Genomic DNA, 15,300 nt, shown 5'->3' on the forward strand with positions numbered 1-15,300 from the left:
TCCACCGACTCACCGATCAACGCTTGCATCTGCCGATGCTGTCCTTTTGAATACCCCGTGAACGGTTACCCAGATTTCAATCACGCAAATAATCACGACTAAGATTACCTACTGCTTCGGCAAACCGGCTCCCGGTGGGGCGGTGGATTGAGCAGGTGGTCCATGGCTTCGCCAGGGGCCTCTTTTTCTGGCAGCCATTTCCGGTGCTCGGCGAAGATGCCCGCGTAGTTCGGGTTACTCGCCAAATTGGTGTGCTCCCAAGGATCGTTTAGGTGATCGTAGAGTTCTTCATCTCCCAAGTTGTAGAGTATGTAACGCCAGCGTTCGGATCGGATGGCATGGTTGCCGAGCTGTGCTGACTCAGGTTAATCTGTAATAGTCTTAGATTTGAAATATGAGGAACTGTTGCTCAAATCCGATTCTAACGTCGGCAAATCTGACTTAGGTTATTTTGAAATAATTTTGGATATGAAATATGAACATCGACCCTATTGGTTGTATGTTTTTCTGGGTGATGGTCCATGGGTAGTAGAAAGTTGGCTGGGGTAAACTAATAATACTCAGCGGGCAATTACTAGAATTAGGCTCATTCTCATTCCAAAAGACTGCAACCAAGGATGGATCGGTCGATGCTCTCACGAGCCTCGCTACAAAGGCCATGGTGGTGACACCATGGACCCTAATCACTTAAGCGCATGCTTCTTCACGATCGCTTCGGTCAACGCCGTTCCAAACCCTGGCTTTTCCGAAGGGTAGTAATGTCCATCCTTGAAAGGCGAAGTCATGGCTTCCATCAGTTCTGTGCCTGAATCATTGGTTCCGAAGCTCTCAGCCCATTGACAACGGGTGGAGGACAAACAGAGCGGTAGCCCGTAAAGGCTGCCACCTCGGTGTGGGGTAAATTCCAGGCCGTGCGCAGCAGCCATGGCCGCCACTTTCTTCAAGGAGGTCACTCCACCGCACCAGCTTACGTCGGGCTGCAGAATATCAGCTGCCTTGTGTCGAATCAGCTCGTTAAATCCGAAACGCGTATATTCATGCTCCCCGCTGGCGATCTTGGTGCTTTCGATCCTGGATACCAATTGTTCGTAACCTTCCAGGTTATCCGGCGAAAGGGGTTCTTCAATCCAGTAGAGCTTTACTTCCTCAAGCCGTTTGGCCATTTCGATGGTATAGTCCACATCGTTCCAACGAGAGCTGCAATCGATCATCAATGAACAATCCGGACCGATAACCTTGCGAGCGTCTTCTAAAAGCTTTACCGTTCGCTTCATTCCCTCCTTGCCATGAAACAAGCCGTCGCGAATAGGCAATTTGAAATGCTTAACCCCCATGGCCAGGGCCGCATCCATCGCCGATTCATTCACCACAGTCTGATAAATGGGAATCCGTTCTTTTGTAGCTCCACCCAATAAGCGGTAAACCGGTTGGCCGGTAAATTTACCCAATATATCCCAGAGTGCATTGTCGACCCCGCTCAAACCCATGACAAAGACTCCCCGGCGGCCATACGGCAGAGCCGAGGAATACATCTGGTCCCAAAGCATTTCCACGTTGAGCGGGTTGGTCCCAACCAACAGATGCCTGAGGTGCCCGTGAATGATCTCGACTGCGACAGATCCGCCTGCGCCAAACCCATACCCGGTTATCCCCTGGTCCGTTTTGATAACCACCATGATCGCACCCGCCAACTGAGAGAAGGGTCCCCCGTAACCCCAACGCCTGGGATCGTAATCCGATTCAAACTTGGGCAAAACGCCCTGGTTAGTTCGTTCCCACAGTCTCACCGGATAAGCGTCTACGGAAACAATTTTTATTTTGGGTACTTCCCCAGCATCTTGTGCGCTCAAGACGGAAGGGAGCTTAATAGTTGAGGCTGCTCCGGCTACAGCAAGGCCTTGCAAAAATCGACGTCGGTTCATACATCCATGGTATGCCGGGAAAATACTTTTCAATCAAGCCTACACTCCATCTGATCAGCAGTTAGTGCTATTTAGGAAGCGCTTTCCGCGGGCAGCCAAAAGGGTCCGGGCAGCCAAAAGGGGCAGCCAAAAGGGTCAAGGCAGCCAAAAGGGTCAAAAGGCAGCCAAAAGGGTCAATGTTCATATTTCATATTGTGTCAGGCAGATACCGTTGAAGGGAACCCAAAACTACGTCAGCTCTGTACTCTCGACTAGTGCTCAACCTCAATACCCGATCGGCACTACTGCTTCGGCAATCCGAATCCCGGTGGCGGAGGTGGATTGAGCAGGTGGTCCATGGCTTCGCCATGTGCTTCACTCTCTGGCAGCCATTTTCGGTGCTCGGCGAGGATGCCTGCGTAGCTCGGGTTGCTTGCCAAATTGGTGTGCTCCCAGGGATCGTTTAGGTGATCGTAGAGTTCCTCCTCCCCGGTGTTATAGTGAATGAAACGCCAGCGTTCAGAACGGACAGCGTGGTTGCCCGGCCCTTCGTTCATGAGGGCGGGGCGGACCCACTTCCCTTCTGGGTGCTTTAATAAGGGCACGAGACTCAATCCGTCGTTGTCCGCTTTAGGAGGAAGACCGGCCAGTTCAAGCAGCGTCGGGTAAATATCGATGAGTCCGACGGGCTGGTCTATGCGACTACCCGGCTTCGAAACTCCGGGTGCAACGATGATAAACGGAACGCGGTTTGCCTTTTCCCAGAGGGTAAATTTCACGCATGCTTCCTTGTCTCCCAAGTGGTAACCATGGTCGGACCAAAGCACGATGATGGTGTTGTCGGCGCGGCCGGTGGCATCGAGTTTGTCGAGTAGTCGGCCTACCATCTGATCGGCATAATCAGTCGCAGCCTGGTAGCACTGCACCATGCGTTGCAGGCTTCCCACCGATCCTTTGGGTTGTGCGGTGGTATTATCCCAGATCCAATATTCTTTTCGCACCATACGTCGGGCCATCTCACCAACATCATCTAAATCGCCTTCGGGCATGGGAGGCATTCGTAACGTTTCGAACGGGTAGCGATCGAAGGTTTCCTGCGGCGCGTAGAATGGCAGGTGGGGATTAAAGATACCTGCTGCGAGAAACAGAGGTTGATCCCAGGACTTCTCCATTTGCTCTTCGACATATTCGCACATGTCGACATCGATCATCTTCTGATCATGAACGCCCCAATCGAACGCGAGCGCTCCAAGACGTGGATTCGAATCCGGTTTGTAACCATTGTAGTTTTTCCCGACACCAGGACCGCGAATATCGAGTTTCTTAAAAAACTCCTGGAAAGCAGGTTTTCCTTCCGGCTCCTTTCCAGTTGCACCATGGTGGAAAATTTTTCCTGCTCCACGTGTGGCGTATCCGCCCTCCAGTTCAAAGTATTTGGGAATCGTTATCGCATCCGGAATAATCTCCGCCCACGCTGTTCGGTTACCGTAAACACCAGAAGTAGTTGGCCGGTAGCCGGTCATGATGGCGGTACGAGACGGATTACAACCCGGTGAAGCACAGTAGGCACGACTGAAGAACGTGCCGCGTTCAGCCAGGCGTTTCAGGTTAGGCGTCTGAATCGGATTCCCCTCATCGAAGAGGGTTGTCCAATCATTCATATCATCAATCGCGATGAAGAGAACGTCGGGTTGCTCCTTCGCTGTTACGAACATTGGAAATAATAGGAGACTCGCAACGAGGCACAGAGACAAAGAGATAGTTGTTAGAGTCTTTGTAGACGATTTCAGGTTCATTTATGACTGGGTTCGTTATAAATTAAATTTCTCATTTCACCAGGATATCCGACTTCCTATTTGCCTGTCATTTTCAAATTTGAAAGATCAAGTATTGGAAGTTCCATCCGAGTAATATACCGACATCTGTCCTCAGGGAACTTCACTTTCATCCCCCAGAATACGCCGCTGTTATTGATTCCATTTCCAAAATTCTCAGGACAATAAAGCCCCACCGTTTTGGGAGTCCAATCGGAGGTCTTTACAAAGGTGAACCCATCTTCAGACCAAAAGGTACCGTACCCAAAACCGGCTACACCGTTGCGGTGAACCCAGGTTGTGAAGGCATGGCCAGGGAAAACGGGACTCCTTTCATATTTCGTGTACGGTCCAAGAAGATTATCAGAAGTTGCCACCCCAATTTTCGTATCTGAGGCTGCGACTCCAAAAGGTCTCCCCTTGTAATAGAGAAACCACTTGCCGTCGAAGAAGATGATATTGGAATCGTCAATGTGAACGCCGTCCCATTCCTCCTTGTTGCCATTGGGCCACAGGAGCTTTTTACCTGACTTCTTCCATGGGCCATCTGGCGTATCTGCAACGGCATAGGTTATGCCTTTCAGTTCTGCAGCACTTCCGTAGGCCGTGTAAAAGAGGTAGAACTTCCCATCATCCGGAACCACATAAGACGTGATGGCGGCCTTATCATCTATATCGCCATTTTCTCCAACAGGAATGGCGACGCCCTGGGCGGTCCAATCCAGGCCATCGGAGGAGGTCGCCAGGCGAATGTGACCTTCCCAGCCGTTCGTCACCTTCGGATGCTGGGTGTACCATAGATAGTATTTATCGTTGTATTTGATAATATTCGACGGGTCATGATGATGCTTATCAGGTACATCGAGTTCCTTCACATAGACCTCTCTATCCGTCACTTCCATCAACTCTTCCGGTATCTCTGCAGCCAACACGGTCTTATGCCCTGGAGCAGCGCAGGCGACTAGAATCGCCACCATCATAACCACAGATGTTCTCAGCCGTGTTTCTACTATTGTTTTGATCATCAATTTGGGAACCAGAAAAAGAAGAAAGACTTTGGAGGCTACTTACGCGTAACCTTCACATAAATCGCACTGCACAACGGGTTGCCATCGATATCCGAAAACAGGGTACTCAACTTGGTTTTGCCGGCTCCCAACTTGGATGTAAACGTAACATGGGTCGCATCTTTCGCCGGAACCTTGGTTTCCTGAAATCCAGCAACGTGAATATTGGCGTAGTGAATAGGCCGCGCTCCGACGTATCCGGTATAAGGCCTGTAGGATGTGACCTTTTCACCATTCACACCAGAGCTAAGCGGCGTGTTGGCTAACTCCGGCCAGCGTCGGAGTTCAAATTCGTAGGTGCCTGCTTGCGCGACCTCAATGTCCCAGTAGCCAGTGGTATCAGCGGCAACCAGATTGGGAGGATTGTCGCAATAACCTCCCTGCCAATCATTGGCATACAACATTAGACTCGGATCGGTATCACTTCCAACGGTTATATAGCGCGGTTTGTCGAACCGTATTCTGGCCTCGGCATACCATGCTTCGTAGTGCTCACGCATAGCATCGGCCACATCTGGAAACTGCTGAATCACATTGCTGTCCTGATGGGGATCGTTCGCGATATTGTAAAGCTTGTCGGGACCGACCAAACGCCACTTATCCCAGAGCACAATCGCATGATCCCAACGAATAGCCGAGACTTCGCGATTGGAATATTGAATTACAATTTTGCGATCATCCAGTTTGGACTGTTTGCCTTGCAGCCGTCTTGCCAGACTGGTTCCGTTGATTTCCGAAGAGGGCTTTGGCAAATCGCACAACTCAGCCAGTGTAGGCAGGATGTCCTGCACCTGGGTCAGGTCGTTGATGTCTTTGTCGGATTTGAGTTCATTGGGCCAGCGCCAGAAACATCCCACTCGGTGACCACCATCCAGCATGCCACGCTTATAACCCTGCATTCCAGCGTTGTAGATTTCCGAGGCGGCTTGGCTTTGGCTACCATTGTCGTTCAGATAAATAAGCAGGGTGTTGTCCTTCAGCCCTTCATACTTCAAGAAGGCATCCAGTTTTCCCATGTTTTCGTCGATGTTGGCAATCATGCCATAAAAATCAGCCGGGACTTCCACCCCGTTGAAGGTACCTACATCTGCATAGGGTTTTGAGTACTCCTCATCGACCCAATTAGGTACGTGCGGGGTGTTGGTAGGAAGGTAGAGGAAGAACGGTTGGTCCTTTTCTTTCTGCTTTTTCATCCAAGCCATGGCTTCACTGAAAAAGATATCCGTGCAGTAGCCTTTATACTGTTTTTCGGACCCATTGTGTCTCAACCAGGGATCCCAGTAGGAGTTTCCAAAATGGTCGGCCAAAGAAGTAATCCCCCAAGCCATGTGATGCAAGGTCTCCTGAAAACCACGATCCTGCGGGCGATGTGGGTAACTGTCACCCAGGTGCCATTTTCCAAAATGCCCGGTCGCATAACCGGCTTCGGCGAAATACTCAGGCATAAGTTTGATCCCGTTGCCCATCATAGATCGTCCCTGACAAACCGCCGTGGCACCGTTACGCATAGCATCCATGCCCGTCATTAACTGGCCCCGTGTCGGCGTGCACATGGGAGCGACGTGGAAATCGGTTAGTCGGATACTCTCTGCATGCAGTTTATCCAGAGCCGGTGTCTTTAACAAGGGATTCCCGTGACAGCTGTAATCTCCATAGCCCTGATCATCGGTCATAATCAGGATAACGTTTGGGCGAGCTGATAATGACAAAACAGCCATTACAAGAGCGACTGCAGACAAAACGGTTTTGGGGCTTATTCTCATAGTAATATTCTTTCCTTAGTAATTCGCTTGAGTGACCAATAAGGCCATTCCAGACACACTTGCTGTTGGTTTCAATACAGTTATTTTTTGTAATGCGATTGCCCACCCACTAGAGGGTATCTTATTTCACTGTTGCTTTAAAATGTTCGAGCTCGGCTTCGAGCTCCTTGACGATATCTGGGTAGTCACTGGCCAGATTCCAGCGTTCGCTGATATCAGATTCCAGATTGTAGAGTTCGTAGTCGTTGGTTCCAAAATCCATTACATATCTGTGAGGCTCCGATGGTTTTCTACCTGGAAGTAACAACTTCCATTTACCCTTGCGAATACCAATAGCCATATAAGGAATATCCTTTTGAGAGACCTGATCATAAACAAAGGAATCGCGCCCTTGGTCTACTTTCCCAAAAATCAAATCCTTTTGATTTTCACCATCAATCACACGATCCATTGGCACCTCAACACTCGCCAGAGATGCAAAGGTCGGTAGAAAATCTATCGTGCTCCAGAGCGCGTCCGAACTGCGGCCAGCCGGAACTTTTCCCGGCCACCGAACAATGCAAGGAACTCGAGAGCCCCCCTCGTATGCAGAGCCCTTGGCTCCTCGTAAGGGTCCTGGATCGCCCCAGAAAATGGTGCCGGCCGGCATATACCAGTTTGGATTACTGCTGTTAGGTCTACCGATGCGACCCATCTTGGCCAAATAATACCGAGGTTGACTCCAGGGACCATTATCCGAGGTGAAGATGACCAAAGTACTTTCGCGTAAGCCGAGAGTATCAAGGCGGTCCAGCAGTCGCCCGGTTTCAAAATCGAATTCCTCAACCACGTCCCCATAAAGGCCTCCCGCCGAGGTTCCTTTGAAATCAGGAGAGGCATCGATGTTGGTGTGCATCATCGTATGCGCCAAATACAGCAAGAAGGGTTGATCTGACTTCCTTTGGTTTTCCAAATAGTCGATTGCTTTGTCGGTATACAGTCGAGTCAGGCTGCCCATATCCCGGGTCTCACCTGCAGGCTCGTTGTTGTGATGAAATGCTACAATGCCACCATCATTCGCTCCGAGTGGACCGAAGTAATAATCAAATCCCTGGGCATTCGGCATACGATCCAGGATTGCCTTGCGGTTTGAAACATCCCACTTGCCAATACAGGCTGTCTGATAGCCAGCGGGTTTCAACAGTTCCGCGAAAGTGATTTCATCGGCAGGCATCGACCAACCCTGACTGCGAATGGGATAGCGACCCGTTAAAAGTGCTGAACGCGAAGGTCCACATACCGGTTGAGCGTAGAAATCAGTGAAGCGCGTACCTTCTCGAGCCAGTTGATCAAGGCGAGGCGTCTTGATCAATTCATTGCCGTAGCAAGCAACATCCCCGTAGCCCTGATCGTCGGTGAAAATAATAAGGATATTAGGGCGATCAGTGGCCAGGCATGTAAAACTGATTAAAACACAAAGGAGACTGAGTATGATTCGTTTCATGAGTTTCGCTGCTGACTCTTAGTCGTAGATGCTCCCCATTTGCCAGGCATCTAATGATACCAGCTTCGCATCCTGACCCTGTGCCCGAAACGAAACGCCCAAGCTGTCCTCTCGACCAGGATAAACGCGTGCAGCAACACAGGCTTTTCCGTTCACGAAGACTTCGACCACACTCCGATCGATGAAAACATGCAGTCGGATCGGCTCGCCTTTCTCTCGCATAAAACTGTCCACCTCCGGAGGACGGGATTGCGCCTGGGGAAGGATGGAGGAACGCGAGTTGTCAAGCGTGACCACGGTATCATACATGACGGCACCAGAACTCCGACGGGCTCGTTGTTCCATCATTCCAAAAATGCGAGGAGCATTCCCACGCTCAGGCTGAATGACCAAGCGTGTACGCTCCTCTCCATTGGGCGAACGCAACAACTCGATCTCGATTGCCTGGGCAGATTTGGGATCAATCTCCGCAATCAGTTCGAGCGTGTTTCCAGAGATTGTTTTCAGGACCACCTCCTCATTGGCCGGCAAGCTGAGATTTTTAACACGTTCGTGTTTTCCTCGGAGTGAGGCATAATCTCCAATCGGTTCCTGCCGGATCGGATCGAAGGGATCATCCGGTGCCAGTGTAATCTTTCGCGCTAGCGACATGAGCTGGTTCCAACCCTTACTGGGATAAGCAGGATTCATGTTAAAAATGACATTGATCCCACCATTGCCATCTGGATAAGCGGAAGGAGCGTGCACCCCTCCCGGTCCGGATGGACCGTGGTTAAAGTCACCACCGTCAGTTGCTACAAATTTCATACGCTTCTTGTCGAGGTCTCCAAGGAGCCACTTTCCTCCGCTGGTGTGGCTGTAGTGAATGAGGATATACTTGTCGTCACCAATCGGCCAGAAGTAGGGACAGGCTCCGTCGTCGCCAACGATTCCGTAGCGGTCACCTTCCAGGAATTGATGCATATATTCCCAGTTCGCGAGATCCTTCGAGCGATGGAGATATTCCGCGCGTACCCATTTCCCTCCTGGTCCGTCCGGCTTCTGGCCGGCGGTGAGGGCGTAGTAGTAATCCCCAACTTTCCAAATAGATGGATCAAAGATGCGGTTTGGCAGCGGCGGCGGACCGGCAACCGATTCGGGAATCACGGCCTGGCCAGTGACCTTTTCCCAGTTGAGCAGAAGGGGATCATTTGAAGTTGCGACCATCGAACCGACTTCGGTTCCGTGGTACATGGCGATGGCCCGATCCTCCTCAATGTAGACCGTACCCGAGAAGCAGGCACGTTCCGGGTCAGGATAAATTGCATAAGGCAAATCACGCCAGTGAATCAGATCGTCACTGATAGCATGCCCCCAATGCTGACGAGGATCTTCCGGTGGATAACCCTGGTAGAACATATGCCATTTGCTATTCCAGAAACTAAGACCATTGGGATCGTTGAGCCGGTTTTCAGGACTGCTGAAATGATAACGAGGATAGTGCGGATCCTTCAGAAGCTCCGCCCGCGAAATCCGAAACCGTTCCAGCAACGGATTTTCCGCCAACTGTTTTTCCTGTTCTTCCAATGTATCACCAAAGACATACCTGGGTACCGGAGAAGCATTCTTACCCGGCCCGGTCTGCGCAAATGACACGGCTGAGAATGTCATCCCAATTATCAACGATAGCGGTATCCATAATTTTTTCATGAGTTCGTTCCTTCCCTTGTTTCCAAATTCTTCATTGCAAATACTTCCATAATTGAGAACCGGAATCGCCTCCATCACAACCTCTGTTTACTCGATTACAAAAATCGTTGAATCAGAACAAAATGACCCGCTGTTAATTCATAAGCCAGTCCGGAAGCATCAAGACCAGCGAAGGCATGAAGGTCACAAGAAAAAGGATCAGAATAAGAACCACCAGAAACGGAATCACTTCCTTGGTAAATTTGTGGACGCTGACTCCGGTTATGGAACACGACGTGTACATCAAGGTTCCTAAGGGTGGAGTAACACCCGCGATGGTCAGATTGAGGACCATAACAATTCCCAGATGAACCAGGTCGATTCCCAATAACTTGGCTACTGGAGCCAATAAGGGAGTTAGCAAAATTAACGCTGCACTGCCCTCAACGAACATGCCAACAACGAGCAGCAACAAGTTTATTAACAAAAGCAGCACGTATGGATTGGACGTAAACTCCACAATGGCAGCGGAAAAATTCATGGGAAGCCGCTCCCAGGTCATATAAAACCCAAACGCGTTGGATGCACAAATGATGAGCATGACCACTGCGATACTCAAAACGGATTCCTGCAATATGGCGGAAAAGTGTGAGAGCTTGAGATCACCATAGGCAAACAAACCTATCAGTACAGAATAAATAACCGTTATCGCTCCAGCCTCGGTCGGAGTGAACAGGCCAAATCGAATGCCGCTGATAATACCAACCGGTATGACCAATGCCCAGGCAGAGCTTCTGAATGCGATGGCCACTTCACTCCAACTGGCTCTTTCCGTTCTACTTGAGCCGTAGCCTCGTTTCCTGGAAATCATACTGACGACGGACATCAGTCCGAAACAGAGTAGGATCCCAGGAATGATGCCGGCGAGAAAGAGCCGCCCAACCGATTCATTGGCCAAATAGGCATACAGGATAAGACCAATTCCCGGCGGAATAATGGGGGCAATTACGGAGGAGCAGGCCGTAACAACTGTGGAAAACTCTTTGTCATATCCCCGCTTGATCATCTCAGGAACCAACACTTTGCTTTGCATGGCTGCATCGGCATTGGCTGAACCCGACAGCCCTCCCATCAAGGTCGATAGAACGATGTTCACATGCCCCAGCCCACCGCTCATGTGTCCGGTTAATGCATCGGCCAGGGCCATAAGCCGTTTCGTAATTCCACCGTAATTCATGACCACACCTGCAGTGATAAAGAAAGGTACGGCCAGCAGAGGAAATGAATGAGTAGAGGAAACCATCTTTTGCACAAATACAGCCGGAGGTAACCCCGAGGTGTAGAGAAAGTAGGCCAGCGAACTAATAGCAATGGAGTAACCAACCGGAACGTTGATGGCGAACAGAAGAAAGAGAAGCAGGATGGGTAAATACTCCATCATCAATGCTCCCCCAATCGGATTCGGACATGACCCCTGAGGATGGTAAACTGATGCATCAACATCAGGGCAAAACTTACGGGCACCGCGGAGTAGAAACAGGTGTTCGGAAGCCTCATAATGGAGGTTGGTTGCGCAAAAGACTCAATTGAGAAAATGACTCCGTACACCACCATGTATCCCAAAAACACCAACAGTATAAAATGGGCCGTTAAACCAACCATCCATCGAACCTGTCGTGATAAATGATTCACCAACAAATCAATTCCAATATGCATCTTCTTTCTGAACGCCACGCTGGCACCAAGAAACACCAGCCAGGTAAAAGCGATCGCTGCCAACTCATTGGTCCAGACTGGCGGATCACCAAACAGATAACGCATCAGCACACCATAGCTGACGCTCAGAATAACTACGACCAAAGCAACGCAGCTCAGGAAGGTATCAAGATTCCAAAATAATCTCCCAAGAATATTCTTCATAGCTAGATATTGACTTTACCAATGCGTTTCAAAAATTCGAGATGTAATGAAGAGCAAGGCGCAGTCTGCAAGCAAGAGCGGGAGCGTAGAAAACTACGTGACCAAACGGTTTGCTGGCTGGAACACAGCTCTTCGTGCATGTCGAATTTAGCCTTCGAATGTGCTTTTTCTGGGAGACCACTTTCTTTCAGATTTCCATATCCGATTTTAATCCTCATTACACAAAGATTCTAAATTGATTATTGCCTGCACTTTCGAAGGCATTTGAAACGCTTTGGGGTCATCGGTTCAGAATCTCTTGAATTTGATCGTGGAGCCCCGGACTCCAATCGGGATTCGTCAGATACACCGTTTCCGTTGCCTGGTGTAGGGAAGGATAGTCAATGTCTTCCACAATCTGGACACCTTTTGACCGGAGAAAATCCAGCTGTTTTTCCTCAGAAGAAACAGACAAGTCAGTCAAAAACTCACCCCATGCCTCCCCTTCTTCCATCAAAAGCTCCTGCACATCAATCGGAAGCGTCTCCCAGTATCTGCGACCCAGTACCATCCCGACAAAAGGCTTAAAGTGCCCGGTTGTGGACAGGACTTTCTGATGTTCATAAAGCCTGGATCCGATAAGGGAACCCAGGGGTGCTTCCGCAGCATCAACAACACCCTGCGCCAGGCCACTATACACTTCAGCCCAGGCCAAGGTGGTCGGATTTGCTCCCAAGGATTGAAAAGTCTTTACCCAGATCGTGTTAGGAGGAATTCGAATTTGCAGACCCGAAAAATCATCCAGATTTCGTATGGGTTTACTGGAAATAATATGCCGGGCTCCAAAATAACCATTTAAGGCAATGACCTTGAATCCTTTCTCATACAAGTCATCCATCTGCTCCCGGAACCATTCGGACTTCGTCACCTTATCGTAATCCTTGGTATTCTTCAAAAGATAGGGGCCCGCCAATACTCCAATTTCCGGCAGGTAGTCCGAGAGATAACCCGAATCAACGTTGGCGATTACCGAGGCTCCCAGTCTGGCCAGCTCATACACTTCCTTATTGGTACCCAACGCCGAAGCTTCGTAGACATGAACGACCACCCTCCCCTGACTTCTCTCCTCCACCCGGCTCGCAAAATGAAGAAACGATTCGTGAATGGGTTCATCCGAGGATTGAACATGCCCCAGCTTCAAGGTGAATTTCTCAGCCCGCAGAGCGGAAGTCGCTAAAACAAAGCATGCCAGCAATACACGAATAGATATTTGAAAAAAGTTAGAGTCCATTCAGTACATGCATAATCCACAAGACCAACCACCAGGTCAACCGTCGCATACGTCGCCCTTATCAGTTATTTAGATTATCTCTTTGTAACTAAAGCGGTAGGGCAACTGCGTCCTCGCAGTGCCGTGTATTTTCTGCGCGTTAGGCGGCGGAGCGAGGACGCTCTCGCCCTACCTTTTTATTGCACGGGTTGCGAACATGCTTACTCCTACCCCTTGACTCGGATAATTGAATCCGGCTAACTAGCAAACCACCCGAAACTCCAAACTCACCAAAAAACTCTACACCAAAATGCCCCCAACTCTCACTCCACAACAAGTTAGCTCTTACGAACGCGACGGTATCCTCTTTCCCATCGATGTACTTTCTCCAGCCGAAGTTTCCAGGATGGCAAACGGACTCAGTGAAATAGAACAGCGCATGGGAGGTAAGCCCAAAACCGTAGACTTTCACCAGCTGTTCCTGAACTTCCGCTGGGCCTACGACCTGGTGACTCATCCCAAGGTGCTGGACGCAGTGGAATCTATTCTGGGACCTGATGTATTGTTGTGGGCGACCAGTGTATTTGCCAAACGACCACACGATCCCGGATTCATTTCCTGGCACCAGGACGCTACCTATTGGGGCCTCGATTCAGGAAACGTAGTCACCGCCTGGATCGCCCTGACCGAAAGCTCAATGGACAACGGCTGCATGCGCGTTGCAGCGGGATCTCATAAGATGACCATCCAGCCTCACCGCGACACCTATGCCGAAAACAACCTACTCAGTCGTGGGCAGGAAATTGCCGTCGAAGTATCGGACGACGAGGCCACCGATGTGATTTTGGCTCCCGGTCAAATGTCGCTTCACCACGTCAACATTGTGCACGGGTCACTGCCGAATTCCAGCGAGAAGAAACGCATCGGTTTTGTAGCACGCTACATGACACCTTCGGTGAAGCACAACGATTACCACCAACCTGTCATTCTTGTTCGCGGGCAAGATACGTATGGGCATTTTAATCTTATGCAGGGTCCTCCAGATTCAGACGATCTGGACGTCGCAGTTGAGGCCCAGCTTCGAACTGCCCACGAACACGCTGCTGGAACGCGTAAAAATACGGGTGCTTACGAGCAGCCTGAGAAGTAAGTAAACAAAGGAAGTATTAATAGACGATGCACCGAAACCAACCAATGAACCGACGCCGATTCCTAATGGCTGCCTCAACCACAGCTGCCGCAACCACCCTGGGTATCCACGATACGAAAGCAGCCGCCCACTCTTCGAGGAGCGGAATGAAAATTACCGATCTAAAAATGGTGCGGTCCGCCCCACCCCGTGACGGTGGCTGGAACTGGATTTTTCTAAAAATCACCACGGACTCCGGACTCTATGGTTGGGGAGAAGCCAGCTTGCAGGAAAAAGATGCAGGCGTAATGGCGGAGATCGAATCGTTTAAGAAGTTTCTGATTGGTCAGGATCCATTTCAGATTGAGCACATCTGGACCTCGTTGCACCGGCGCGTGACCTGGACAGGAGGCGCCGTGACCATGAGTGCGGTCAGTGCGATCGACCTAGCTTTGTGGGATATCAAAGGAAAGGCCCTCGGAGTTCCCGTTTATGAGCTCGCGGGCGGCAAGGTGCGCGACAAAGTAAAGTTGTACGCCAATGGATGGTTCGAAGGCAGTTCACCGGAAGATTTGGCCCAGAAAGCAAAGGAGACGGTGGCAAAGGGATACAAGTGCCTGAAGTTATATCCCTTCGGCGGCCCGCAGGTAATAACACCCGAACGCATGCAACTGGGTGTGGATCGTGTCGCCGCGATAAGAGAAGCCGTAGGACCGAATATTGAAATCGGGGTAGATATCCGAAACGCGTTAAACATCTGGGGTGCCCGTCGGGTTGCCCAGAAACTGGAGCCCCTCGATATCGCGTTCATGGAGGAACCTATTCTCTATGATAATTCAACCACTTTGGTGAAATTTGCCCGAGAGGCACGCGTTCCCATTGCAGTTGGCGAACGGCTGTATACACGCTGGCAGTTTCGCGAAGTCCTGGAAAAGAATGCGGTGGATATTATCCAACCCGATATTTGCCATGCCGGAGGATTGTCAGAACTCAAGAAGATAGCCGCGATGGCGGAAACCTATTATGTAACGCTTGCTCCGCACAACTCCAATGGCCCCATTTCCACCATCGCGAGCCTGCATCTGGATATGATGATAAACAACTGCTTTATGCAGGAGCTGATTCTTCGATTCTTTGACCGCTACAATGAAGTCTTGACCAACCCCATTGTGGTAGAAGACGGTTATGGCACCCCACCTGCCGGACCCGGCTGGGGAACCGATCTACGGGAGGATATCCTAGCTAGACCCTGTTCGAAAAGCCTTCCGGAAGGAAGGTTTTCTTTTTTTTGGTTCGTAGTTCAGGC

12 protein-coding genes are annotated in these 15,300 nt (G+C 50.2%); 2 read left to right on the forward strand and 10 right to left on the reverse strand.

Annotation, left to right across the window (positions count from 1 at the left end):
* Nucleotides 1-104 precede the first annotated feature (104 nt).
* The 10 genes from O3C43_21210 to O3C43_21255 form a co-directional block, all read right to left on the reverse strand.
* Nucleotides 105-299, reverse strand: a complete 195-nt coding sequence (locus tag O3C43_21210) for a hypothetical protein (protein MDA1069013.1) — start codon at nucleotides 297-299, stop codon at nucleotides 105-107.
* Nucleotides 300-683: 384 nt separating this feature from the next.
* Nucleotides 684-1,922, reverse strand: coding sequence for a twin-arginine translocation signal domain-containing protein (locus O3C43_21215; protein MDA1069014.1), 1,239 nt, complete (start codon nucleotides 1,920-1,922; stop codon nucleotides 684-686).
* 281 nt (nucleotides 1,923-2,203) lie between these two features.
* A complete protein-coding gene (locus tag O3C43_21220; GenBank protein MDA1069015.1) occupies nucleotides 2,204-3,616 on the reverse strand; it encodes a sulfatase in 1,413 nt (470 codons plus the stop codon).
* Nucleotides 3,617-3,753: 137 nt separating this feature from the next.
* Nucleotides 3,754-4,740: a family 43 glycosylhydrolase gene (locus O3C43_21225; GenBank protein ID MDA1069016.1), complete on the reverse strand. Its 987-nt coding sequence runs from the start codon at nucleotides 4,738-4,740 to the stop codon at nucleotides 3,754-3,756.
* Nucleotides 4,741-4,778: 38 nt separating this feature from the next.
* Nucleotides 4,779-6,545: an arylsulfatase gene (locus tag O3C43_21230; protein MDA1069017.1), complete on the reverse strand. Its 1,767-nt coding sequence runs from the start codon at nucleotides 6,543-6,545 to the stop codon at nucleotides 4,779-4,781.
* Between the two features lie 121 nt (nucleotides 6,546-6,666).
* Nucleotides 6,667-8,028 carry a sulfatase-like hydrolase/transferase gene (locus O3C43_21235; GenBank protein MDA1069018.1) on the reverse strand — a complete coding sequence of 454 codons (1,362 nt, stop codon included), beginning with the start codon at nucleotides 8,026-8,028 and terminating at the stop codon, nucleotides 6,667-6,669.
* 18 nt (nucleotides 8,029-8,046) lie between these two features.
* A complete protein-coding gene (locus O3C43_21240; GenBank protein MDA1069019.1) occupies nucleotides 8,047-9,717 on the reverse strand; it encodes a glycoside hydrolase family 32 protein in 1,671 nt (556 codons plus the stop codon).
* Nucleotides 9,718-9,850: 133 nt separating this feature from the next.
* Nucleotides 9,851-11,134 carry a TRAP transporter large permease gene (locus tag O3C43_21245; protein ID MDA1069020.1) on the reverse strand — a complete coding sequence of 428 codons (1,284 nt, stop codon included), beginning with the start codon at nucleotides 11,132-11,134 and terminating at the stop codon, nucleotides 9,851-9,853.
* 2 nt (nucleotides 11,135-11,136) lie between these two features.
* A complete protein-coding gene (locus tag O3C43_21250) occupies nucleotides 11,137-11,616 on the reverse strand; it encodes a TRAP transporter small permease (GenBank protein MDA1069021.1) in 480 nt (159 codons plus the stop codon).
* A gap of 280 nt (nucleotides 11,617-11,896) precedes the next feature.
* Complete coding sequence (locus O3C43_21255) at nucleotides 11,897-12,886, reverse strand: C4-dicarboxylate TRAP transporter substrate-binding protein (GenBank protein MDA1069022.1); 990 nt, start codon at nucleotides 12,884-12,886, stop codon at nucleotides 11,897-11,899.
* A gap of 289 nt (nucleotides 12,887-13,175) precedes the next feature.
* On the opposite strand from O3C43_21255, the gene O3C43_21260 reads away from it, so the two are divergent.
* Both O3C43_21260 and dgoD read left to right on the forward strand, forming a co-directional pair.
* Entirely contained in the window at nucleotides 13,176-14,015 is an 840-nt protein-coding gene (locus O3C43_21260) for a phytanoyl-CoA dioxygenase family protein (protein ID MDA1069023.1), read from the forward strand.
* 44 nt (nucleotides 14,016-14,059) lie between these two features.
* On the forward strand, nucleotides 14,060-15,300 hold a 1,241-nt coding region (gene dgoD / locus O3C43_21265; GenBank protein MDA1069024.1), incomplete at its 3' end, for a galactonate dehydratase.

The sequence above is a fragment of the Verrucomicrobiota bacterium genome (genome assembly GCA_027622555.1).
Lineage (GTDB): Bacteria > Verrucomicrobiota > Verrucomicrobiia > Opitutales > UBA2995 > UBA2995.